The sequence below is a fragment of the Bradyrhizobium sp. PSBB068 genome (assembly GCA_016839165.1).
Taxonomy (GTDB): domain Bacteria; phylum Pseudomonadota; class Alphaproteobacteria; order Rhizobiales; family Xanthobacteraceae; genus Bradyrhizobium.
The window spans coordinates 5872550-5896265 of the sequence record CP069300.1 but is presented as its reverse complement, the minus strand read 5'-3'; the positions used below and the strand labels follow the sequence as shown (position 1 = coordinate 5896265).

Sequence of the window (23716 nt, the reverse complement as noted above, 5' to 3'; positions counted from 1 at the left end):
CTTTGTCCTGTGCGTTGACGTTGGCGCCCTTCGTCGCCACGGCGCAGGCGCCGCCCGCACTTGCCACACCGCCGGCGCATACCGCGCCAGAGGCGTCGGCACGCATCGCCCAGAATCGGAACTGCGCGCCCCCGCAGCCGTCGCATCCCGATGCGGCGGTTCCGGAGGGAACCACCACCGGGCAGGTGGCCTCCTCGCTGGGCGATAAACTCGCCAGATCCGACGGCGTGCTGTGCCCGCCGGCCGGTGTCGATCCCGAAATGCGCGCGCCGACCCTGCCAAGCGGCAATACGCCGGTGATTCCACCGCCCGGCAGCCCCGGTGGCGACCCATCGGTCAGGCCGAAATAGCCTCTGGCTGCAATAGTTTGCAGCCCCGCCCGCGTTTGCTTGACAGGTACGCGTGCCACTCTTTATATGCCGCGCGTTCGCAAGCAGCGGCTCCACGCCGCCGATCGCGAGCCCATGGCGGGGTAGCTCAGCTGGTTAGAGCACGGGAATCATAATCCTGGGGTCGGGGGTTCAAGTCCCTCTCCCGCTACCATGTTTTTCAAGCACTTACCCTGTCTCCCATACCCATCCCGGAAGGCTGGACAGCGGAAGTTCTGGACGTTCAATTGACGGGCAGCCAGCAACGAATGTTGCCGGAGTTCGTGTTGGCATTGGTCATTTGTTGCCTCCCTTTACGCTCCTTTCGTGGGACGGTGTTGCAGATCGATGAGCCGGCGGCTGACGCCGCCGGCTGTAATCGTACCTATTGGGCCTTGATGGCGATGCGCTTGACGCCCGCTCTCGGGTTCTCCGCTTTCGGAAGCAAGATCGTCAGGACGCCGTTCCTGAACGAGGCCTCCGCTTTATCCTCTTCGACGTCTTCCAGCGCGATCTGCCGCTCGAAGGCACCGTAGGTGCGCTCGGTGAAGTGCTTGCCTTCGCTGCTGCGCTCGTCCTTTTTCTCGCCGCGAATGGTCAGAATGCCATTCGCGATTTCGATCTGCACGTCCTTCTCCGTCATGCCGGGAAGTTCGGCCGAGATCATCACCGCCTTGTCGGTGTCGCTGACCTCGAGCTTCGGCCAGCCGAACCGCCCTTCCATCAAGGGGACCAGGCTTGGCGTGCCGAAGCCGCGGAATGCGTCGTCGAACAGACGGTTCATCTCGCGGTGAAGCGTGATGAATGGGTCGTAATTGCCGCGCGAAGGCGCGAGCTCCTGATTTCTCGACCAGGGAACGAGATCACGGATTGCCATGTTTTTCTCCTTCATGCGTGGGACGAGGAGCGCGTCTTGTGCGTCGGCGCGCCGCGTCCTGTGATCATCAACCTCGATCGAGCGGTCAGGCTGCCTGTTTCTGCTCGATCTGCGAGGGGGAAGATGCGCCGCTCGCGATTTCGATCCGGCGCGGCTTCATGGCCTCCGGGACCTCGCGGACCAAGTCGATGATCAAGAGCCCATCCTTGAAAGAGGCCTGCTTGACCTGGACATGCTCTGCCAGGTTGAACACGCGCCGGAACGGACGCGCCGCAATGCCCTGGTACAGATATTCGCCGGGGGTCTTCTCGGGCTTCCTGCCCTCGATGGTGAGCGCGTTCTGCTCGGCTGTGACGTTGATGTCGTCGGCGCCAAAGCCTGCGACCGCCAGCGAGATCCGGTAGTGATTTTCGCCGGAACGCTCGATGTTGTAGGGCGGGTAGTTGTCCTCGCTCGTGTGGCGCAGCGCGCCGTCGACGAGACCGGCCAGGTGATCGAAGCCGATGGTGGAGCGCCACAGGGGCGCGAAGTCGAAGGTGGTCCTCATACCAAGTCCTCCAAAGAGCAAGATGGTTACGAAGGAACGCTAGACGACAGGTCCGAAAACCGGACGCCCGGCGCCCGCACCGGACCCATGACGGCGTCCGATACACCGCTCTCGCGGCAGAAAACGAGTTAGAAAAACGACAAGCCGATTCAAGAGGGACAGCGAAAATTTTTCGACGCCCTAGATGCCGCGCCGCATCATGGAGCTCGCGCAACGCAGGGACGTTAAGGGTTGCTTGCAAGGCAGGCGGCCGCCGCTTGACAGCGGGAGCGCCCTGAATATTTTTTCTCCACCGGGAATTCATTCCCGTTTCTCGAAGCAGAAAAGGACAACAACGACCGTCTGGAGCGGCGACAATGTTCAATGAAGATATTGCCCGTATCCGCGCCCGCCGCGGTAACACTCGCAGGTATGGACATCTGCTGAAGACCAGGCTTTCGGACCTCGCGCGTCAGTATATCGAAGGTCGATTGTCAGAGGAGCGGGCCGCCTCGCGGCACTGGTCCGAAGCGTTCCCCGTCTCGTTTACCATGCCGAAACATCTCGGCGCACCCTCGAGCGCGGAGGCGTCGTTATGACCAACTTCCCCTCTCGAACCGGAGACGACCGCTTCGCGGCATTCGACATCGTGCTGAAGAGACGCGGCCGCGGCAGGTGGAAATGGTCCGTCTGTGCGGCCGGAGGAGAGACCGTCCTATGCGGGTCGGAATCCAGTCGCCCGTCCGCGCGGTACAAGGCACAAAGTGCGCTCTTTCTCCTGCTGTGCGCCAGTGCCTCGCGTATTCCCGCGTTGCGGCCGGCGACAGCATCGGAGATCTCCGGCGCGAGCGCTCGCAGGCCGCAGAGCCGGATCACGATCGAAGGACTACGCCAGCAGAGAAAGTCCTCGGAAAATATCGTAAGGCCCCGCTCGGCCCATGCGGCCACCGCTGCATCCAAGGCGATGGCTCGGCGCCTTGTGCGTCGTCCCCCTCGCTCATCCGGAGGCATGGGCGCATCCGAGCTCTAGGAATTGCCGGATTGATGGCAGGATCCTCTGGACGAATCCATGAAGCTTGCCCGGGTCGGCGCCCAACTTCACGCGTCGGTCCTCAGGCACGCCTTGCACTTGTGCGGAAAGCTTCCTGAGCTTCTCAAGCCGGGCAAGCCGACCCCCGGACTACATGGAATGACGGTCGTTTACAGTTTGCACGAACCTGCGGCAGCGGTGAGGCGTCGCGAAGCGTCGAAGGTCGCCATCGATAGTAGTTTAGCAGTCGACCAAATGGACCGCCGAAATTTTTTGACCGACCTCTTGAAGCCCCCTGCCACAAACCTAATTCCTTTCCCGCCGGGGGCCGGTTCCGGCCCCGGTCTATGACATCGCTATACCCAATCAAGGAGGATGTGCATGCATTTCCGTCCATTGCACGACCGCGTGCTCGTGCGCCGCATCGACGCCGAGGAAAAGACCGCCGGCGGCATCATCATTCCCGACACAGCAAAGGAGAAGCCGCAAGAAGGCGAGGTCATCGCCGCGGGTCCCGGCGGGCGAAACGAGCAAGGCCAGTTGGTCCCGCTCGACGTCAAGGCCGGAGATCGAGTCCTGTTCGGCAAGTGGTCAGGCACCGAGGTGAAGATCGATGGCCAGGATCTGCTGATCGTGAAGGAGAGTGATCTTCTCGGCGTCGTCGAACACCACGACAAGCTGAAGAAGGCGGCCTAAGGGCGCAAAAGAGGCTGACAGTCATCGAATAGAAAGGAGATCAGGATCATGGCTGCCAAGGAAGTCAAATTTTCAACCGAGGCCCGCGAGCGCATGCTGCGGGGCGTGGACACGCTGGCAAATGCGGTGAAAGTCACGCTCGGTCCGAAGGGGCGCAACGTGGTGATCGAGAAGTCATTTGGCGCGCCGCGCATTACCAAGGATGGCGTTACTGTCGCCAAGGAGATCGAGCTCGAAGACAAGTTCGAGAACATGGGCGCCCAGATGGTGCGCGAGGTTGCTTCGAAGACCAACGACCTCGCCGGTGATGGCACGACCACGGCGACTGTTCTGGCGCAGGCCATCGTCAAGGAAGGCGCGAAATCGGTTGCGGCCGGGATGAACCCGATGGATCTCAAGCGAGGCATCGATCTCGCGGTCGACGCCATCGTCAACGACCTCAAGACCCACGCGAAGAAAGTCACGTCTAATGACGAGATCGCCCAGGTCGGCACTATCTCCGCCAATGGTGACAGCGAGATCGGTCGTTTCCTGGCCGATGCGATGCAGAAGGTGGGCAATGAAGGCGTGATTACGGTCGAGGAGGCAAAGCACCTCAATACCGAGCTCGAGGTGGTCGAGGGCATGCAGTTCGACCGCGGTTATGTCTCGCCCTATTTTGTTACCAACACCGAGAAAATGCGTGTCGAGCTCGAAGATCCCTACGTCCTGATCCACGAGAAGAAATTGTCCGGGCTGCAGTCGATGCTGCCGCTGCTCGAAGGGGTGGTCCAATCCGGCAAGCCGCTCCTCATCGTGGCCGAGGACGTTGAAGGCGAAGCCCTTGCGACGCTTGTCGTCAACCGCCTGCGTGGCGGACTTAAGGTCGCGGCCGTGAAGGCGCCCGGCTTCGGCGATCGTCGCAAAGCGATGCTTGAGGATATCGCAATCCTCACCGGCGGCACCGCAATCTCCGAGGACCTTGGCATCAAGCTCGAGAACGTAAAGCTCAACATGCTCGGCCGCGCGAAGAAGGTTGTGATCGACAAGGAGAACACGACCATCGTCAACGGTGCCGGCGCCAAGAAGGACATCGAGGCGCGAGTCGCGCAGATCAAGGCCCAGATCGAGGATACCACTTCCGACTACGATCGCGAGAAGCTGCAGGAGCGGCTCGCGAAGCTGGCGGGCGGTGTGGCGGTCATCCGCGTCGGCGGCGCAACCGAAGTCGAGGTCAAGGAGCGCAAGGATCGTGTCGACGATGCCCTTCACGCGACACGTGCTGCTGTTGAGGAAGGCATCCTTCCCGGTGGCGGCGTGGCATTGCTGCGTGCGCTCAAGGCGCTCGATGGTGTCAAAACGGCGAATCCCGACCAGAAGGCGGGCGTCGACATCGTTCGCCGCGCCATCCAGGTCCCGGCCAGGCAGATCATCCAGAATGCGGGTGAGGACGGCTCGCTCGTCGTCGGCAAGCTCCTCGAAAGCAGCAGCTATAGCTGGGGCTTCAATGCGGCGACCGGCGAATATCAGGACCTGGTGAAAGCCGGCGTGATCGATCCGGCCAAGGTCGTGCGAACCGCCCTGCAGGATGCGGCTTCGGTGGCCTCGCTGTTGATCACTACCGAAGCGCTGGTGGCCGACAGGCCCAAGAAAGCTGAGCTTGCTTCAACGGCCGCGCCACCAATGGACTTCTGACAGATGCCGCGCCCGGCCGCTTGCGTGGCGGCCGGGCGCGATTTTTGCCGGTCAAGGAGACCGCAGACAGATAGGAGCGCATACAGACGCCGCCGCTCGCACGCGGTCTCAAGCTTCGTAACCATCGCATGGGTCAATATTAACGACAGGAGGATGAGATGATCATGGATCACACCATTGGCTCCGCTCGTGCGGAGAAGCGCAAGAACTCCACACAGCGCCTATGGCGCCGTCTTCTGACGGCGTCGCTGGCATCGGCGCTGGCGATGCCATCTCTGGCTGCTTGGGGGTTGAATAGTCCGCCCAGAACGACCGCAATACCCGCTGACGTTCGGCCATCGCCGCCGATTGCGCACCTCGAGTCGATGCGCTGGATGCAGTGGAAAGCGGAAGCTCCAAGGCTGAGGATCGACATACTGATGTCGCCCAACGTGACGCCGTGGGGCATCCTGCAACCTGGTCAGGATCGGACCCAACGCTGTCCGACGCTTAGCTGACCGTTGCTCGAGTGGGAAGTAGCGCAGGGACTTTGCAGGCAAAGACCCTGTGCTATTAACCTGTGGTGATGCCGACAGTAGTCGCGTGCCTCTTGAAGCAGGCCAAAGAGCTTCGGCGATACGCCTCGCGATTTATGGCTTCGCGCGATCGCGTCTGCGCGCATGATCGCCTCCAACCCCTTCGCTTGGTCATGCCGGTCTCTGCGGCACGCCGGAGGTGGCTTGCGACGAGGCGGTATGTTTCTTCTCGGTCGCCATGATCGCGCCGGCTCCCAGCGCAAGCGAGCACCTCTGAAGCGTCGAGAAGGGAAGTTTTCAGCTCTCAGCAAGGCATCGATCGGATGTCAGGAAGGGGCGGCATCCATGCGGCCTATACATCGCAGCAGATCTGGCGCGGCAAGGTTTCTGGAGCGTCCAACGGAATCATCATGAGGGGCCGGCGAGGACCGCAAGTTTTTTTCTGAGTGGCTCTTGACGCGATCAATCTGCTGCCTAATTTTTGCCGCGCCACCCCAACTTAACGGGGCGGTGTTTGGGTGCCAATCCGGACCCAGACCAGACGGGCACCGGTCGTGTCCCGGTGCCGTTCATATCCATCTTGCTCCCTGGAGGATTTGGCTATGCGCACATACGACTTCTCTCCTCTCTTCCGGTCAACCATCGGCTTCGACCGTCTTTTCGATCTCGCCGAGATGGCCAATCGGTCGGGCGAGGAGGACAACTATCCCCCCTACAACATCGAACGGCTGGCGGAAGACCGCTATCAGATTGCACTCGCAGTCGCAGGCTTCTCGTCCGACGAGATTTCGGTGACGGCCGAGCAGAACGTACTTACCGTCGAAGGAAACAAGGTCGAAAAGCCCGAGCGCGAATACCTCTACCGTGGCATCTCTACCCGGAGGTTCAAGCGGCAGTTCAGCCTGGCCGATTACGTCCAGGTCAAAGGCGCCGCATTCGACAACGGGCTCCTCAAGATTGAGCTTGCGCGCGAAATCCCCGAGGCGATGAGGCCGCGGCGGATTGCGATCAACGCGGCGCAGACGGGGCCGCTGCGACAGCTCGAATCTGCGGCCTGACCCGGCCCGAGCTGCGTGCCGGAAATCGGCACGCAGCCTTCACATCGATATCGTCTACAGAACGGAGGCAGCCATGCGGCCGACGACCGCGCTTACCTGTCTGAATGATCTGAAGCCATCATTCCAGAACCCACGAAAGTTCGAGTATCCGCTGCGTGGTAAGCACCTCGCATGCGCTCGACAAATGCGTCGCCTTGCAGCCTAGGAGCCTGCCATGACCGATATCAGGCTGCCAAAGCAAGTCGTGGACAGGATTGAAGCCCGGTGGTCGTCAAGGTATTGCTCGAAGGAGACGCAACATTCCGGATTGATCGACCGGCGCCTTGAACAACTGCGAGCGCACCGAAACAACATCCGCCGCTATCGCTGGCTTATGGGTACGCAGCTCTCCGACTTGGAGCGTCAGTTCATCGAGCGGCGTCTCGCCGAGGAGCTTGATGCCATGCAACGTGAGGCATCTAGCGTCCCGCCTCTCGGCGCACGCCCGACGTCGATCCCGGCCGCCGGAACATCGGGAGAAAACCACCCATGATCGACCTTCGGGCAATACTCATTCGCGGTAGCGAGAAGATCATCGGTCATTACCAGTATCTCCTTGATACCGCGACCTCGGAACTGGAGCGCGAGCGTTTTCGTCAACGCATCCACGAAGAGCAGCAACTGCTGGACAAGCTTCGCCAGCCTGAGCTGCGCGCCCGCGCGGCGTGATGTGCCACCTCCGGCGGGTCTGTCACTGGCAGGCCAGCGTGTGCGCGCCAGGACGCGACGTCTCGCCGACCCGAGTGGAGGCGTCGGGTAGCTGCGATGGGCAGACTTGGACTGGCGCAACTATTATCGCCCTGCCGCCGCCTGTCGGAACGCAGGATCTTCGACCGGCTCCACAACGAACATCATGACCACGAGGGCGATAAAGGACGAGGCGGCCAGGAAAAGGAAGACAGAATCCCAGCTATATGCGTCGAGGATCACACCGGTCAGGAACGGGAACAAGGCGCCGCCAGCCTGGCCACCGGTGTTTACGACGGAGACCGCGAGCGGATAAGCCTCCTTGGTGGTCAACCCTGCCGGATAGACCGTGAACGATGAATATCCCAAATTTAGAAGTAGCCCCGCCACGAGAAGTGCTCCTCCGAGAAGGAGCGGATCGCTCGGCGCATGAATGAGGGCGTACATCATGAATACGCTGGACAGAGCCGTGATGACGATGGTGGGTTTGCGGCGCTTGTCGAACACGCGGTCGGAGAGCAGACCGCCAAGTAGGTTTCCGAGCACCCCACCCACGAAAGGAGCCGCTGCCACGAAGCCTACGTTCAGAATCGAGAATTTCTTCTCGGTCGTCAGATAGGTCGGAAGCCAAGCGAGGATGACATTGATGATGCCCGTCATCATCAAATATCCGATGGCCAGTCCCCAGATATTGGGGGAGCGGAAAGTCTCCGAGACTGTGGCGATTGGTCGGACTGTCCTGGCACGAATAAGCCTGTCCATCCCACCGAAGTTACGCCTCCTGTTCCCAGCCACCAAGGGAATCCCGCCGGCCGCATCCGAAGGGGCGGGCGGCGAGTCGCATTGGATGTGCTCAACTTCCGTGCTCGACGTAAAGGGACTTTGCGCCGGATCGTTGGTGACGAGAAAGTACCAAAGTACAGAGAAGATGACTCCGGGAACAGCGCAAATATAGAAGATATATTGCCAGCCCAAGGAGGCGATCACGATGGCACCGATCGGAGGCACCAGGACCGGTCCGAACTTTGCAGCCGCAAGGAAGATGCCGACCGCTGTTCCTTTTTCTTTTGGCGGAAACCAGTGGTTCATGGTCGAGAGCATCGCGACAGGCAGCGGAGCCTCAGCCAGCCCGAGCGCCAGCCGGTTGAATTTCATTTGCAGAGCCGACGTCGCCGTGCCCAGTAGTCCCGTAAAGACCGACGTCAAAATCATGAAGAGCGGGAAGATCATCCGCACGCCAAAACGCTTCACCACGAACCCGGCCGGAATCTGGGCGACGGAATAGCCGATGAAGAAGAGACTGACGATCGCACCGGCCTCGGTGTTCGTCATGTTGAATTCGCTCTTCACGAACGGCAGCACGATGCCGATGTTCGCGCGGTCTGCGGCGGCCATCGTGTAAACGAAGAAGATCAGGGTCATCACGACCCATCGATAGTTCGATTTTGCAGAAGCCTTGTTCTCGGCGTTTGCCCCCAGCACTTGCGACATCGTCGGACCTTCCTTTTGTCGACCTTCATCCCTGTCATCGCGATCTTCAGGGACATGCGATCCCGTCGCCGGCGAGCGGCTCAGAACCCGTAGAGGGCCGTTGCATTGTCCACGAGGGCCTTGCGAAGCCGGACGTCATTGCCCAGGCATGATACCAGGAACTCGGCGAGGGGCCCGGGAGCCGGCGGATTGTCGGCTTCGGTCACGTGCGGCCAATCAGAGCCCCATAGAACGCGATCTTCGTTGGTGTCGGCGAAAAGCTGCGCGATCGCGACGGCATCGTCGTAGTACGGTGCTCCGGATCTCGTGTTGAGGTAAGGAGCCGAGAGCTTGATCCAGGTCCGTCCGCCCTCGAGAAGGCGCAGCAACGTATCAAGGCCTGTGCGGGCTGGATCGCCGGGCTCAACCCGTCCGCAATGGTCGATGACCAGTGGCACCGGCAAATCGCTGAGCATCGCCTCGTGCCGCGCGAGTTCGCTCGCCTTCATGTGCAACTGGAGGTGCCATCCGAGGTCTGCGATCGACCGTGCGACGTTCGGCATCATATCCATGGTGGTGCTGCCGACCTGGACTTGATTGAACCGAGCGCCCCGCGCACCTTGCACATGCAGTTCGAAAATTTGATCATGCGCGAGACGATCGTTGATTACCACCACTGCGCGGTAACCGGAGCCTAGCGCAGCGGCGGCGCCCAGCGTGTGCCGGTTGTCCGTACCGTAGAGAGACGGCTGCACCACGACGCCGCGCGTTGTGCCTCTCTCGGCCGCAAATACGCGATACTGGTCTACGGATGCGGTCATGTTGCTGACGACTGCATTCGGCACGGTGGGAAAGGCTGCGTCCATAATGTGGAAGTGGCAATCGGCCGCGCCGGCAAAACTTGCCATGATACGAGCGTTCGGACTTTCCTTCATTGAGGCCTCAGCGCCCGAACACGTGCAGCAGCGCGAGCGAGAAGATCGGGAACGCCGCTACGGACAGGATGCCCAGAAGGAGGGCGAGGATGTAGGGGGCGATTGCCTTCGAGGCGTCCTCCACGCTCGTACCCATGACAGAACAGGCCACGTAAAAGCCAATCCCAAGCGGCGGCATGAAGATGCCGACACCCATCGAGAGCAGGAGCACCATCGCGTAATGGACACCGTCGATGCCGAGCTGGGTCGCCATCGGGTACAGGATAGGGCCGAGAATGATGAGCGCGGGCAGCCCTTCGAGGAGGGAGCCTACGACCACCAGGATGACGATGGAGCCGGCGAAGAAGAGATAGCGGTTGTCGCCGACCGCATGGAGCATCGAGGCCAGGTATTGCGGGAGATTTCCCGCTGCCATGATCCACGCAAATGAGCCGGCCGCTGCAATGATGAAGAGGACCATTCCGGACATCACCGCGCACTCGGTCGCGACGGTCACGAAGGTCCGCCAGCCGATGGAGCGGTAAACCAGCATGCAGAGTAGAATGCCGTACAGGACGGCTACGGACGAAACTTCGGTAGGTGTCGCCACGCCGAATTTGATGCCAAGGACGAGAATGGCTGGCATCATCAACGGGAGCACGGCTCCGCGGGCCGATTGGCCGATCTCCTTGCGCGTGGCTTGTCGAACACTCGCCGTCGGATTGCGCACCGACATGACATACACAAGTATCATCAGGATCGCGGCCAGGACCGCGGCCGGAAGGAGCCCGGCGATGAACATCGCGCCAATCGAGACCGGCACGACAGATCCGAGGACAAGCATGGCGATGCTGGGGGGAATCGTCTCCGACATCGCGGCGGAGGCTGATAGCACCGCCGCTCCATCCCTCAGGCGGTAACCTTTGCGTTCGAGCTCCTCTCGCATGACCGAACCGACCGCGACCACGTCTGCGATCTTTGATCCGGAGACTCCCGAAACGAGATAGGTCGTCATTACGACAACCTGCAGCAGGCCGCCGCGGAAATGGCCGACCAGGGCCATTGCGAGCGCCACGAGCCGCCGGCTAATGCCGCCTTTTTCCATGACCATTCCGGCCCAGATGAAGAACGGCAGTGTGAGGAGGATGAAATGGCCCGAGCCATCGATGGTGTTCTGGGCAATAGCGACAATGGGGGCGAGATCGGTCGCGAGCAAGAACAGGATCGATCCGGCGAGCATCGAGAACGAGACTGGCAAGCCGAAGAGGATCGCCCCGAAGAAAAAGAGCAGCATCAGCACGAGGCCGGATCCGGTCCCCAGTTGCATCCCGGGCACAACGCGGATGGTAGACACGAGCGCTCCGACGACGCCAAGAATGAGGCAGCCGTGGAGGATCGGGAGCACCCTGTGGACTTTCAGGAGGCGTTCGACAGCGAAAAGGCTTACGAGGACCATCCCCGCAATGAACGGCACGACCGTGAGACCGAGGTTCCACTGCAACATTGGCATGATCGACTGCGCATCGATCTCAAGCAGGTCGATGGCAGCGAGGAACGAGACCACCGCAACGACGAGAATGGTGACGTCGATGGTTGCCAGGACTGCGCGCCGGGCGGCGAGTGGTAGCATGTCAGTCACGAGCGCTACGGCCGTGTGGTGGCGGCCGCGATAGGCCAGGGCGCCGCCGACGAACGCAATGGTCAGAAGGGCGAGGCGCGAGACCTCCTCGGCCCACAGGAACGAGTGACCGCTCAGCCCTCTTTGGGCGACCTCCACCAAGATGAGCCCGAGTTCGCCGACCAATACGAAGAACAGCCCCACGCGCGCCGCTGTGTCGATCGCGGACATCATTTGACCGTACACGCGCACGAACGCGCCGCGCTCTGGCGGAGAATCGACCGGCGGCTTCAACCCGAGATGAACCTCGTCGGCCAACTCAATGCCGCTCGCTTCCGACATGAACTGCCCCTCAACCGGCCTGGCTCAGGACGGCGTCCATCAGTTCCGCTCCGATAGTCGGCCGGAACTGGTCGTAAACGGGCTGCAGGGCCGTGCGGTAGGCTGTGCGATCGGCGCCTTGGATCTTGATCCCCTGCTTGACAAACCGCGCCTCGGTCTCCTCGCTGGCTCTTGCGATGGTGGCGCGCGCATCCGCTCTCAGGTCGTGCGCCGCCTCGCGTATGGCCTGCTGGTACTTCGTGGCAAGGCCGTCGAGCTTGCGCTTGCTCGCCATCATCACGCCCGGGTTGTAGACGTGGTCAGTCTTCGTGATGACTTTGATGACCTCATCGTGCTTCGATGCAGCCATTGAGATCATGGGCGTTTCGATGGCTTCGATGGCACCTTGGGAGAGCGCAAGGTACACCTCAGAGAGGTCAACCTGGACGGGGTTGGCGCCGAGCCTATTGAACATCGCGGCATAGATCGCGCCGGGCTGAACGCGGATTTTCATTCCTTTCGCCTCGGCAGGCGTCGCCAGAGAGCGACCTGTCGTCGATGTCACGCGCCAGCCGAAATGTGCATATGAAAGGCCATAGATGCCCTTTGCAGGCAGTTCCTCCAGCAACTTGGGACCGATCTCCCCGTCAAGCATTCGCTCAGCTGACGCCGCGTCCTTGAACAGGAACGGGAGGTCGACGACCATGAACTTCGGGTAGAGCGTCTGGATGAAGCCCGACGTGTGACAGCAGAGGTCGACAATGCCGGTCTGCATGCCGGTCAACATGTTGACCTGCGACCCCAGTTGTCCGGTCGTATAGACTTGAATCTCGACGCCCCCATCCGTCTTTTCCTTGACCTTGTCGGCGAAGCGCAGCGCAACTCCCATGAACGGGTGCGACGGCGTGTCGGGATAGACCATCTTCAATGTGTGCTGTGCCGCGCTCGCGAAATTCGAACGGACGATAAGCGGCGCGGACAACCCGGCTGCGAGCAAATGGCGTCTCGATAGCGTCATGATGTATCTCTCCCTGGACTTGAACTCTTGTTTTTTTGGACGGGCCGGCCCTGCTGGCCGGCGTTCAATGTGGCGGCAGCCTCGCAAGCATGGCGTCAATTGCCACCTTGTGGTCGGCGGGCTCGACGCCCTGAAAATGCTCCTTGAGCCCCAATCCCTGCTTCCAACGAAGGCGGGCGACGATAGCGCGCGCCATAACGGGTTCGATACCAGCGTCCGCGATCGCTTCCGCCGACATCTCCAGTTCCTCAGCGCGGCGTTTCGCGTGGATCACGCCCGACGGGACCAGACTCTCGACGGTGTCCATCCAAGGGCGCGCTAACGTCTTGCAGGCCGAAGCGAGCACCACCTCATCCACACCGTAATGGCGGGCAGCCAGCATCATCTCGTCGGTCAGCGCCTCGATCCCCTTGAGCAAGACGGAGCGCAGGATCTTGATCCCCGACGCCCGCCCAAGTTCGCGACCTACGAACGTGATGTTCATGCCCCAGGGATTAAGCAGATCCCGGACGCGCTCGCCGGCCGGCCCGCTCGACAGGATAGGCATTGCGTAGCCGTTCTTGGGCGTCCCCTCGATGGACGCATCCGCAAGCAGCGCTCCACTTGATGCTAGAGTATCTGCGACCGATACCTTGATCTTCGGCGTCGCCGAAGCGAAGTCGACGAAGGTATGTTGCGCGCCTAGGCAGCCCACGAAGGCCGCAGCACTTTCAAGCGAAGCCGATCCGGGCGTCACGCTGATGATGAGGTCCGCCGACTCGCTGAGTTCACGATTCGAGCGGACGAGCGTAACGCCGGCTTCGGCGGCGCGGCGCTGGATCAGGGAGGCAAACGGGCCATCGAACGCATACTTGTCGTAGGCATGAACGACTTGAAGCCCGGCATTACGCAGACCCGCCCCGAGCGTGCTGCCGATCTCACCATATCCCACGAGGCCAAGCCTGACTTGAACCTTGCCCAACAGATCATCCTCCTCGATCTAAAATCTTCTGAGGCGCTACTTCGCGTACGCTCCCTTGTACGTGCCATCGCGGACGCTCTTCAGAATCGCATCTTCCTTGGCCTCCTGCTCTTTGACGGAGCGGATGAGGTCCTCGGCGATTGAGGGCGGGAATGCGACGACGCCGTCTTCGTCACCGACGACGATGTCGCCGGGTTGCACGACCATGCCACCGATCGAGACCGCTACATTCGTCTGGCCGGGCCCATTCTTGTAGGGACCACGATGAATCGCGGCGCGCGCAAAAACGGGGAAATCCGAACGCCCGAGCGCCCCAGCGTCACGGATCGCGCCATCGACCACGATGCCCGCTGCACCACGACGTGCCGCGATTTCGGCAATAATCTCGCCGACCAGAGCGCGGCTTGTGTCGCCCCCGCCGTCGATCACGAGGACGTCCCCCTGGCGAAACAATTCGAGGGCCTGATGAATGGCGCGATTGTCGCCGGCGGCAGTTCTGATCGTGAAAGCAAGGCCGACCATGGATCCGCCTCGGTGAAAGGGGCGCAACCCAGTTGCGCCCGGCATGCGCTCAAGATTGTCGCTGATAACCGCGGTCGCCACGTCCTTGAATATCAGCGCCGGAAGCCCGCTCACATTCTTAAGTTCGGTCATGCCGTCCTCCCCATCCTGTTTTGTTGCTTAAAAACAAAAAAAATACAAAATGTCAATTATTCTCACGACACTCAGCCAATAAGATTGAAAATAGTACACTATTTGTACAATTGCGAGCAATCCCCATTGCCTTGCGAATTCCCTTGGGACTAAGCTGCGAGTTCTCGTTTAGGGGGAGGCAATGGCGGGTGGACAGGACCGGGCTTACAGCGTTCTACGATTGAGGGTTGTCGGCGGGCATTATCCGCCCGGTTTCCACCTTCGGGAAGAACCGCTGGCGAGAGAGCTGGGTCTTAGCCGCACGCCGGTGCGGGCAGCCCTGAGAAGGCTGGTTGAGGACGGACTCGCGACGACGGACGCCGGCCAAGGCATTCACGTAACGGAATGGAGCGAGGCCGACATTGAGGAGACGTTCCGCCTCCGCATCTTGCTCGAAGCGCATGCCACCGAACGCGCAGTGGCGCGAGGTGACGAGGAGCTTGCCAAGCGCCTGGAGGCAAGCAACCAGATCATGGCATCTGCCATCGCAAAAGGCGACGACGAGTCGATCTCGGTCATTCAAGCGACCAACAGGGAGTTTCATCGCACCCTACTCGAGTTCGCCGGCTCGCCTCGGCTCCGTGCGATCCTCGAGCCAATGATCGACATGCCGATCGTGGTGCGGTCGTTTTTTCTGTACTCACCGGCAGAACTCGCTCAGAGCCTTCACCATCACGAGGACATCACGATCGCAGCACGCCTGCGCGATGGACAGCTCGGGCGACGCGCGATGCAGCTCCATCTTACGATGTCATACGCCCGTGTCCTTCAGCACCGCGAGAATTGGCGCGAGAAACGGCCAATCGCCCCCTCCGATACTCAGTAAGGAGCGAGCGGCTCTGTCACGGCGTACTTGCCGTCGGTTGTGCGTTTTTTGGTTTCTTAGCTGCGCTTCACCGCTCATAGCCGGTAGGATCTGAACTGTCCGACGGGCTCGCGAACGCCTTACGCAGAACTGTCCAAGGAAATCGGGGTTACGACAACTTCTAACCGCGCGAAGGCCGAATCGTGGTTGGCCCGCGGCCTTATCTTGCTCCAGAACGCGGAGTGGTGGCGCGCGGCACATCCGCACACCGTCGGCGACGATGATGTATTGGGGCAACCACGCCAAGACGCGCGAGGCCTTCCAGGGCGGCTTGACCAAGAGCGGCAACAAGTGCGTTCGCAATGCCGGTGGAACGTATACCTATGCGGGCCGCAGCGATGACATGCTCCCATGCCAAACTTGCTCAGAGCGCCTTTCAAAGCAACAGTCTTCGCAAGCAAGCCAATTCAACTGCACGGACCGGACAATCGATACCAACGTCAGTATGCGTTGTTGCTCGACGTGCTGCGGATGGACGTCTCGGAGGACCTGCTCCCCTAGATGACGAAGGGGGAACGATGTCTCTTTCTTGCGTTTGGCAACGTCAGGTGAGCCCGTACTTCGTCATCTTGGTATGCAGCAGCTGGCGGTGTATCCCGAGCTTTCGGGCGGCCTCTGTTCGATTGCCGCCGCTTTGGGCGAGGGCAGTGGTGATCATTTTGCGCTCGAGTTGCTCGAGCGCTGCCGGCAGGTCCTCCGCGACGATGCCTTGCGTTTCCGCGCCGGCCGACGACGAGAGGAAGTCCAAATCGTCGACGTCCAGCGTCGTGCTGCGGCTAAAGATGGCGGCGCGTTCCATGGCATTGCGCAGTTCGCGGACGTTGCCTGGCCAGTCGTGAGAGCTGAGTCGTTTGGCGGCTTCGGCGGAGAGTTCGGTCGATCGATTGCCCGCCGCATTCAGGAAGTGTCGAGCGAGTGGAATGATATCTTCGCTTCGATCCCGCAAAGGCTGCAGCGCGATCGGCACGACGTTGAGGCGGTAGAAGAGATCCTCCCTGAATTTTCCTTGCCTCACCCAAGTCGCGAGATCCCGATGGGTCGCCGCTATGATGCGAACGTCGAGCGGCTGAGACCGTCCGCCGACGGGCGTCACGACGCGTTCCTGGATGGCTCGCAGGATTTTTGCCTGCATCACGAGATCCATGTCCCCGATCTCGTCGAGAAAGAGCGTGCCTCCGTCCGCATCCCGGAACGCTCCCTTGCGCTCCGCTACGGCGCCCGTGAATGCGCCTTTGACGTGTCCGAACAACTCGCTTTCGAGCAGATCGGTCGGAATGGCTGCGCAATTGAGAGCGACGAAAGGACCAACCGACCGCGCCCCGGCGCGATGAATGGTGCGCGCCACGACTTCCTTGCCCGTGCCGGTCTCGCCGGTGATCAGCACCGTCGTGTCGGTGTCGGCGACAAGGCCGATGGTCTTCTGAACGATGCGCATGCCCGCGCTCGAGCCGATGAGATCATCGCCCGGCGTGTCTTCGTCCTCCGGCCGCCCGGCCTCGCGGCTCGCGACGCGCGGCCTCGTCATCCGGCGCAGCAGCGATGAGAGATCGTCCCGTCCCACCGGTTTTGTGAGATGGTCGAATGCCCCGAGCCTCATCGCCTCGATCGTGTTGGCTGCGCTGGCGAAGGCCGTCATTATCGCGACTGGCGGCCGCTTGTCGCCCATCTCGCGATAATGACGAAGCACGTCGAGGCCGTTCATATCGGGCATACGAAGATCCAGCAGTACGGCGTCGGGCCTGTGAGCGTCGGCCGCGCGGATCGCTTCTTTCCCGTTCGAAGCCATGCTTGTCTCATATCCGAGGTCGCGCACCGTCTCGCATATCGCGTCGCGCAGCACCTTGTCGTCGTCGACGATCAGTACGCGGGTCATGTCGGCGCTCCGCATGGCAGATCGATCGTGAAGGTCGTGCCGTCGTCTCGATGCTCCAGCAGGACTTGGCCGCCGTGAGCCTCCGCGATTTCCCGCACGATAGCGAGGCCGAGACCAGTGCCTTCGGCGCGTCCGGTCGCAAAGGGCTCGAAGAGGTGATCTCGAACGTCGTCCGGAACGCCAAAGCCGTGGTCTTCGACGGCGATCGCAACGCGATCGTCCGTCGCCCTCGCCCGGACAGCGATGGTCGTGCCGTCGGCGGAGTTTTGGATCGCATTGAGGAGCAGATTGTCAACCGCGCGGCCGATCTGCGACGCATCCAGGAACAAAGGGCAGGGCAGTTCGGCGGGGGCTTCGAGCGTGATCTTCCTCTTGCCCGCTTGCTCGGCGAAGAGCGAAATGCGCTGAGAAAGGAAATCCCGGATTGCGGACACTTCCTGTCGATCGACTTTCGAACTCTGAACGGAGCGCAACAGGTTCTGCAGCAGCTGCTCCATCCGGGCGACCTGATCGACCACGACGCTCAGGGCATTTCTCGCACGCGATGGGTCTCCAGGTTCCGCGAGTGCGTTCTCGGCCTTCAACCTCATGGCCGTGATCGGGTTCCGTATTTCGTGCGCCACGCCGGCGGCGACCCGTCCGAGCGCAGCAAGGCGCTCTGCGGCGGCGACCTGCTTCTGAAGACGCTCGGAACTTCGACGTGCGTCGGAGGCGGCCGCACCGGCACCGTTGATCGCATGGACGATCCGGTCCAGGTCGCGCTGTCCGGTGACCGCCAGCAAGGGTAGATCCTGGGACCCGGCCGCGAGAGCTTTTTCGATCGCTCGCAAGCGCAGCGACCACCGCCACAAGACCCGGCCCAGGAGTGCGGCAGAGCCGAGAAGCACGACGAGCAATAGCGAGAGACCGGTCGCGACGAGAAGGAACGGCCGCTCCGCTACGTTGACGACGCGCATCATCGTCCAAGCCGCGCGTCCGGACTTGTCGGCGAACGGGCAACCCTGGATCAAAAGTATCTGCGACGTGCCCTCGCGCTTCCAGGCCACAGGCCTGTTGCTCGATACCGTGGTTTCAGCGACCTGGCGGATCGTAGGCTCCTCCGCTTGCGGGAGGTCCGTCTTGACCCCGCTGCCTTCGTAGCTTGGGAACGCATAAGCGAGGGAACCGGTTCCAGCCTGCCACACGCCGCCTTCGACGCCTTTGAAAGCTTCCAACGCTTGCGCGACGCCGCTGCCTTCTCGGGCTACCGGCAGGCGTGCGCTTTCATTCAAAATCGCGTCGCATGACAAAACCAACGTCGTCTGCGCGCGCTCGATGCGCTGGCTCGTCGTCTCTTTGTAGAGGGCAACGAGCATGATCCCAACGATGATCGCAGCGATCAAAAACAATCCCCAGCAGAGGGCGAACCAACCGACTATCGAGCGTGGAAACAATTCGCCGAACCTCGTTCCGAAACCGTCATCCGAGTATGCACGGAACCCACAGCCCGCGCCATGCCGGCTTATTCCATCCGGGCCCGCCGATCATGGCATTGGCAGCCGCTGCGTCGCGCGTGCCATCGGCGGGCGTCGTGATTGCGGACGCGGTGTCTTCAAAGCCGACGGCCAGCGAACCGCAACGCTCCAATTAACGACGTGATTTCAACGCCTCCGGCGTTGGCACGGCGCTTGCGATGTCCTGCACGACAACATCGATAGCAAGGAGCGTCGTATGCACTGGATCGATCCCGATCATCTGCCGGAAGTCGGCGGCACCGTCGAGCTATTCCTGATGAACAAGCACGGCGAAGCCGATGGCTTCCTCATGACGGACGGTCGCGAAGTCCACGTGCCGCCGCACCTGTCGCTGCGCCTGCTGCGCGAGGTCTGCCCAGGCAGCAAGGTGCGCGTGCGTGGCGTGCGTCCTCGCGCCGTCGACATGATCGCAGCCGTCGCCATCGAGACGCCCAAAGGCCGCCTGCTGGACGAGGGGCCGGATCAGCGGCCCGACGACGAATTCGAGGAAGCCAAGCACGGGCCGATGACGGTGCAGGGCATCGTCCGCCAGCCGATCCACGGACCGAAGGGCGAGACCCGAGGGGCCGTTCTCGAGGACGGGCGCATCATCCGCTTGCCGCCGCACGAAGCCGAACGCTTCTCCGATCTGTTCGTCGCCGGTCGCAAGATCGCGGCGAAAGGCGAGGGAGCGACCACTTCCTTCGGGACCATGGTCGAAGCCAAGCAGATCGGTCCTTCCTCGGACGAGCTCAAAGCCGTCGGAGGTCCGAAGAAGCACAAGCACGGGCCCGATCACAAGAAGCCCAAGCATCACGAAAAGCACCATCGTCCTGGCCATCACGGTTGAGTGCCGACAATGGCGCGCGTCCCGAACTCCCGACCGCTGCACTTCGTGCAGATCGGCGATCTGCACGTCACCGATAATGGCCTGCAGAACCATCGCGATTTTCTTCGGATCGTCGAAGAGCTCAACGGAAATGTCGGTGACAAGGTCGATTTCGTCTATCTGCCGGGCGACAATGCCGACGACGGTACCGATGAACAATTCGCGATCGTGCGCGACGGCCTCAAGAGGCTCCAACTCCCTTGGCGCGCGATCCCCGGCGATCACGACTTCAAGCCGAGATCCTTGACCAGCTTCTACGACGGTCTGTATGTCCCGAAGCTGCCCCACGCGCAGGAGGTCAACGGCTGCGTCTGTCTATTCCTCGACGTGGTCTCGCAAGGAACCGGCGGTCCCGATTTCAAGCTCGGTGGACAGCAGTTCGACTGGCTCAAGCTGAGGCTCGGAGCTGCCAAGGAAGAAGGAAAGACGTGTGTCGTGTTCATGCACGCTTATCCCGCGGATCTCGGGGACGAAGCGGAAGCACTGACGCAGCTTCTCGACGAGAGCAGTACGCTGCTCGTCGCCATGGGTCATACCCATTACAACGAAATCTCGCACGACGGTCGCACCGTCTATGCAGCGACAAGGTCGACGGGGCAGATCGAAGAAGGCCCTGTCGGCTTCGCATTCATGGCGGTCGACGGCAACGCCGTCAGCTGGCGCTTCAAGCCGCTCGAATCTTCGTGGCCTTTCGTGATGATCACCTCGCCGGCCGATCGGCGGCTATCGTTCGAAGGTGATGCCGACGGCCGCCCGACCGAAGTGCGCGCCACGGCGTGGGGCGCGGCTCCGACGGCACACGCGGATCTGCGAGTCGATGACGGACCGTGGCTTCGGATGTCGAGCATCGAGGGAGGCCGGTTCAGCGCACCTTTCCGTTCAGACAAGGCCCATCGCCTCGAGGTTCGGGTGACCGACCAGAACGGCTCGCAGGACATCGACGCGATCGAGTGGGATCCGGACGGAAAATGTGGTCGCAAGTCGAGCGGCAGCGACACGAATTCGATCGGTGCGTGGCCCGAGCGCCATCTGTTCGGAACGCAACTTGGTCCCAATCGAAACGGGCGGAAGTGGTGATCGCCCATAATTCATTTTGCGGAATTGACGACATGCAGAACATCAGTCCGGTCTGGCTTTATCCGATCATCCTCGTGTGCGGCGCGCTGCAGGCTTGGGGCCCGCCGATGAACAACGCCTTGCGGAACTCGATGGAGAACCCCTGGCTGTCGAGCATCATCTCCTTCCTGCCGGTCGTCGCGTTCCTCTCCGTCGTGTGGGTCTGTCAGCCTCATCCGTTCCCGACCCGGGAAAGCATCGCTGCGATGCCGTGGTGGGCCCCGCTCGGAGGGCTGATCGGCGCGTTCGCGGTGGTCGCGGGCCTCATCTTCGTCGGCCAGGTCGGCGCCGGAACGTTCGGCGGCCTGACCATCACGGCGAACATCCTGATGTCGCTGATCATCGACAAGTACGGATTGTTCGGGATGACGGTCCGCGAGCTCAGCTTGGGTCGCATTGCTGGCGCCATCCTCATGGTGGCCGGTATCGCTCTCATCTCGAAGTTCTGAGGGGAGGTCCGCATGACGCTCGCGCAATCCCAGCAACGAGCCCTCGCACCCCTGCTCGCCTTGAACTTCTTCATGGCGGACATGCAGGCGGGCATCGGCCCGTTCCTCGGCGTCTTCCTCCTCGCCCACGGCTGGCAGAGCGGCTGGATCGGCACGGTGATGACCGCGGGCGGCGTCGCCGGCATGCTGATGACCACGCCAGCGGGAGCGTTGATCGACTCGACGCGCAGCAAGCGCCTGTACGTGATCATTCCAGGCGTCTGCACCGTCATCGCATCCGGTATCGTGCTGCTGTCGCAGGAATTCTGGCTGGTGGCGGCATCCCAAGTGGCGACCGCGATCGCCGGCGCTGCGATCGGGCCCGCGGTGGCCGGCATCACGCTCGGTATCGTGCGCCAAGCCGGCTTCAACCGTCAGAACGGAAAGAACCAGGCCTACAATCACGCGGGCAACATGGTCGGCGCGGCGTTGTCCGGGCTGCTCGGATGGCTCTACGGGTTCACGGCCGTGTTCTGGCTCGCCGCGGCGTTCGGCGTGCTCTCGATATTATCCGTGCTGATGATCCCGGGCGATGCCATCGACGATGACGCCGCGCGCGGTCTCGAGCAGAAGGACAGCCAGCAAGGCCATGTCAGCGGGCTGCAGGTCCTCGTCGAATCCAAACCGTTGTTGATCCTTTCGGCCGCGTTGCTGTTCTTCCACCTCGGCAACGCGGCGATGCTGCCCCTCTACGGGCTGGCGGTGGTCGCCGACAAGCAGGCGGATCCGGCAAGTTTCGTCGCGATGACGATCGTGATCGCCCAGGGCGTGATGATCCTGACCTCATTGGCCGCGATGCGGATGGCCGAGAAGGAAGGCTACTGGCTGGTGTTGCTGGTCTCCTTCGTCGCTCTCCCGATCCGAGGCGTCATCGCGGCCTGGCTGCTGAACAAATGGGGCGTCTACCCCGTGCAGATCCTCGACGGCATCGGAGCCGGTCTGCAGAGCGTCGCCGTTCCCGGATTGGTGGCTCGGATTCTCGACGGTACCGGCCGCGTCAACGTCGGCCAAGGAGCGGTCATGACCGTCCAGGGCATCGGAGCCTCGATCAGCCCGGCCATCGGCGGCTGGATCGCGCAGGTGATGGGCTACGGACTGATGTTCCTCATTCTGGGCTCGTTCGCGGCGGTGTCGGTCGGGCTCTGGCTGGCGTTCGCTTCCTTGCTCAAGCCGGCCTGCGCCGGCAGACCGAGCCGTTCCGCGCCTGAATTTGCCGTCGCAGGAGCGGGCTGATGTTCAGCGCGGCCACCGCGACATGGGGCATTGCAGGCCTCGCCACCCTCGGCGTGGTCGCGCGGCCGTGGAATCTGCCGGAGTTCATCTGGGCCGCAATCGGTGCGGTGCTGCTCGTCGCCTTCGACCTGCTGCCGTGGCGCGAGGCTTTGACGGCCGCCGGCAAAGGCGTCGACGTCTACTTCTTCCTGATCGGAATGATGCTGCTCGCCGAGGTCGCGCGCAAGGAAGGCTTGTTCGACTGGCTCGCGGTGCAGGCCGTGCGGCAATCCCGCCGGTCGGCTTCACGGTTGTTCGCGATCGTATATGCGGTCGGCACGGTGGTTACGATCTTCCTGTCGAACGACGCCACTGCCGTGGTTCTGACGCCGGCGGTCTACGCGGCGACCCGCGCGGCCAAGGTGGAACCGCTGCCTTACCTGTTCGTCTGCGCTTTCATTGCCAACGCGGCGAGCTTCGTTCTGCCGATCTCGAACCCGGCCAATCTCGTCGTTTTCGGCGAGCGGATGCCGACGTTGCTCGAATGGCTGCGCTACTTCGCGCTGCCGTCGGTGATCGCGATCGTGGCGACGTTCGTCCTGCTCCGCTTCAGCCAGCGCGAAAGCCTTCAAGGTGACGTGGAGAGCGAAGAGAAGGGCATCGCGTTGACGCGTGGCGCCGCGATCGTTGCCTTCGGCATCGGCGCGACGGCAGTCGCGCTGCTGGCTGCATCAGCGCTCGGTCGCGATATCGGTCTTCCGACATTCGTTTGCGGCGCGATCGTCACGGCGATCGTTCTGGTGCTCGGGCGGAAGTCTCCGCTGCCGGTCCTTCGGGACGTCGCCTGGTCGGTGCTGCCGCTGGTCGCCGGCCTCTTCATTCTCGTCGAAGGGCTGAACCATACCGGCGTGCTTCCGGCTCTTGCCGACGTCTTGAAGCGGGCCGCCGCCGATGCGCCGAAAGCCACGGCATGGGGAGCCGGCATCGTCACCGCGTTTGCTTCGAACCTCATCAACAACCTTCCCATGGGTCTCATTGCGGCGACCACGTCTCACGCCGCCCAAGCGTCGCATGAAATAACGGGCGCGATCCTGATCGGCGTGGACCTCGGTCCGAACCTCTCGGTGACAGGTTCGCTCGCGACGATCCTCTGGCTGATCGCCATTCGTCGCGAGGGTGAGGACGTCGGCGCCACTCGCTTCCTGAAGCTCGGCCTCCTGGTGATGCCGCCGAGCCTTCTTCTTTCGCTTCTCTCGCTTTCGCTGGTGGCGCCTCGATGACGCGCCGGCAAAACCCGTTCTCGTTCGTCCGAGCG

The 23716-nt window shown here is 62.0% G+C and carries 22 protein-coding genes and 1 tRNA gene; 13 read left to right on the top strand and 10 right to left on the bottom strand.

Annotation, left to right across the window (positions count from 1 at the left end):
- Window positions 1-20: 20 nt before the first annotated feature.
- Both JQ507_27435 and JQ507_27430 read left to right on the top strand, forming a co-directional pair.
- A complete protein-coding gene (locus JQ507_27435) occupies window positions 21-350 on the top strand; it encodes a hypothetical protein (protein QRI73537.1) in 330 nt (109 codons plus the stop codon).
- Window positions 351-466: 116 nt separating this feature from the next.
- Window positions 467-543, top strand: a tRNA-Met gene (locus tag JQ507_27430).
- 210 nt (window positions 544-753) lie between these two features.
- On the opposite strand, the gene JQ507_27425 is transcribed toward JQ507_27430, so the two are convergent.
- Both JQ507_27425 and JQ507_27420 read right to left on the bottom strand, forming a co-directional pair.
- Window positions 754-1245 (bottom strand): Hsp20/alpha crystallin family protein, encoded by a 492-nt coding sequence (locus tag JQ507_27425; GenBank protein QRI68612.1) that lies wholly within the window; start codon window positions 1243-1245, stop codon window positions 754-756.
- A gap of 85 nt (window positions 1246-1330) precedes the next feature.
- Window positions 1331-1792, bottom strand: coding sequence for an Hsp20 family protein (locus tag JQ507_27420; GenBank protein ID QRI68611.1), 462 nt, complete (start codon window positions 1790-1792; stop codon window positions 1331-1333).
- A 1390-nt stretch (window positions 1793-3182) separates the two neighbouring features.
- Between JQ507_27420 and groES the strand changes: the two genes are divergently transcribed.
- The 5 genes from groES (at window position 3183) to JQ507_27395 (ending at window position 7452) form a co-directional block, all read left to right on the top strand.
- The gene (gene groES, locus JQ507_27415) at window positions 3183-3497 is read left to right on the top strand and encodes a co-chaperone GroES (protein ID QRI68610.1); all 315 of its coding nucleotides are present in this window, start codon (window positions 3183-3185) and stop codon (window positions 3495-3497) included.
- A gap of 48 nt (window positions 3498-3545) precedes the next feature.
- Window positions 3546-5171, top strand: coding sequence for a chaperonin GroEL (gene groL, locus JQ507_27410; protein QRI68609.1), 1626 nt, complete (start codon window positions 3546-3548; stop codon window positions 5169-5171).
- A gap of 1117 nt (window positions 5172-6288) precedes the next feature.
- The gene (locus JQ507_27405) at window positions 6289-6744 is read left to right on the top strand and encodes an Hsp20 family protein (protein ID QRI68608.1); all 456 of its coding nucleotides are present in this window, start codon (window positions 6289-6291) and stop codon (window positions 6742-6744) included.
- 307 nt (window positions 6745-7051) lie between these two features.
- The gene (locus tag JQ507_27400; protein QRI73536.1) at window positions 7052-7276 is read left to right on the top strand and encodes a hypothetical protein; all 225 of its coding nucleotides are present in this window, start codon (window positions 7052-7054) and stop codon (window positions 7274-7276) included.
- Window positions 7273-7452: a hypothetical protein gene (locus tag JQ507_27395; protein QRI68607.1), complete on the top strand. Its 180-nt coding sequence runs from the start codon at window positions 7273-7275 to the stop codon at window positions 7450-7452. The genes JQ507_27400 and JQ507_27395 overlap by 4 nt, the downstream gene beginning before the upstream one ends.
- Window positions 7453-7575: 123 nt before the next feature.
- Here the strand turns inward: JQ507_27395 and JQ507_27390 are convergent, their stop codons facing one another.
- From JQ507_27390 to JQ507_27365, 6 genes are all read right to left on the bottom strand, one after another.
- A complete protein-coding gene (locus JQ507_27390; protein ID QRI68606.1) occupies window positions 7576-8961 on the bottom strand; it encodes an MFS transporter in 1386 nt (461 codons plus the stop codon).
- A gap of 80 nt (window positions 8962-9041) precedes the next feature.
- Window positions 9042-9875 carry an amidohydrolase family protein gene (locus JQ507_27385; protein QRI68605.1) on the bottom strand — a complete coding sequence of 278 codons (834 nt, stop codon included), beginning with the start codon at window positions 9873-9875 and terminating at the stop codon, window positions 9042-9044.
- A 7-nt stretch (window positions 9876-9882) separates the two neighbouring features.
- The gene (locus JQ507_27380) at window positions 9883-11814 is read right to left on the bottom strand and encodes a TRAP transporter large permease subunit (protein ID QRI68604.1); all 1932 of its coding nucleotides are present in this window, start codon (window positions 11812-11814) and stop codon (window positions 9883-9885) included.
- A 10-nt stretch (window positions 11815-11824) separates the two neighbouring features.
- The gene (locus JQ507_27375) at window positions 11825-12811 is read right to left on the bottom strand and encodes a TRAP transporter substrate-binding protein (protein ID QRI68603.1); all 987 of its coding nucleotides are present in this window, start codon (window positions 12809-12811) and stop codon (window positions 11825-11827) included.
- Between the two features lie 64 nt (window positions 12812-12875).
- Complete coding sequence (locus JQ507_27370; protein QRI73535.1) at window positions 12876-13775, bottom strand: NAD(P)-dependent oxidoreductase; 900 nt, start codon at window positions 13773-13775, stop codon at window positions 12876-12878.
- A gap of 33 nt (window positions 13776-13808) precedes the next feature.
- Window positions 13809-14426: an RraA family protein gene (locus tag JQ507_27365; protein ID QRI68602.1), complete on the bottom strand. Its 618-nt coding sequence runs from the start codon at window positions 14424-14426 to the stop codon at window positions 13809-13811.
- A gap of 181 nt (window positions 14427-14607) precedes the next feature.
- Here JQ507_27365 and JQ507_27360 point away from each other — a divergent pair, with 181 nt between their 5' ends.
- Entirely contained in the window at window positions 14608-15291 is a 684-nt protein-coding gene (locus tag JQ507_27360) for a GntR family transcriptional regulator (GenBank protein ID QRI68601.1), read from the top strand.
- 583 nt (window positions 15292-15874) lie between these two features.
- On the opposite strand, the gene JQ507_27355 is transcribed toward JQ507_27360, so the two are convergent.
- Together JQ507_27355 and JQ507_27350 are read right to left on the bottom strand one after the other, a co-directional pair.
- Complete coding sequence (locus JQ507_27355; GenBank protein ID QRI68600.1) at window positions 15875-17203, bottom strand: sigma-54-dependent Fis family transcriptional regulator; 1329 nt, start codon at window positions 17201-17203, stop codon at window positions 15875-15877.
- A complete protein-coding gene (locus JQ507_27350; GenBank protein QRI68599.1) occupies window positions 17200-18585 on the bottom strand; it encodes a sensor histidine kinase in 1386 nt (461 codons plus the stop codon). The genes JQ507_27355 and JQ507_27350 overlap by 4 nt, the downstream gene beginning before the upstream one ends.
- Before the next feature lie 328 nt (window positions 18586-18913).
- Between JQ507_27350 and JQ507_27345 the strand changes: the two genes are divergently transcribed.
- The 5 genes from JQ507_27345 (at window position 18914) to JQ507_27325 (ending at window position 23681) form a co-directional block, all read left to right on the top strand.
- Window positions 18914-19546, top strand: a complete 633-nt coding sequence (locus tag JQ507_27345) for a hypothetical protein (protein QRI68598.1) — start codon at window positions 18914-18916, stop codon at window positions 19544-19546.
- Window positions 19547-19555: 9 nt separating this feature from the next.
- Window positions 19556-20662, top strand: coding sequence for a metallophosphoesterase (locus JQ507_27340; protein QRI68597.1), 1107 nt, complete (start codon window positions 19556-19558; stop codon window positions 20660-20662).
- A 32-nt stretch (window positions 20663-20694) separates the two neighbouring features.
- A complete protein-coding gene (locus JQ507_27335; GenBank protein QRI68596.1) occupies window positions 20695-21150 on the top strand; it encodes a DMT family transporter in 456 nt (151 codons plus the stop codon).
- A 72-nt stretch (window positions 21151-21222) separates the two neighbouring features.
- Window positions 21223-22422, top strand: a complete 1200-nt coding sequence (locus tag JQ507_27330) for an MFS transporter (GenBank protein QRI73534.1) — start codon at window positions 21223-21225, stop codon at window positions 22420-22422.
- The gene (locus JQ507_27325) at window positions 22422-23681 is read left to right on the top strand and encodes an arsenic transporter (GenBank protein QRI68595.1); all 1260 of its coding nucleotides are present in this window, start codon (window positions 22422-22424) and stop codon (window positions 23679-23681) included. The genes JQ507_27330 and JQ507_27325 overlap by 1 nt, the downstream gene beginning before the upstream one ends.
- Window positions 23682-23716: the final 35 nt, after the last annotated feature.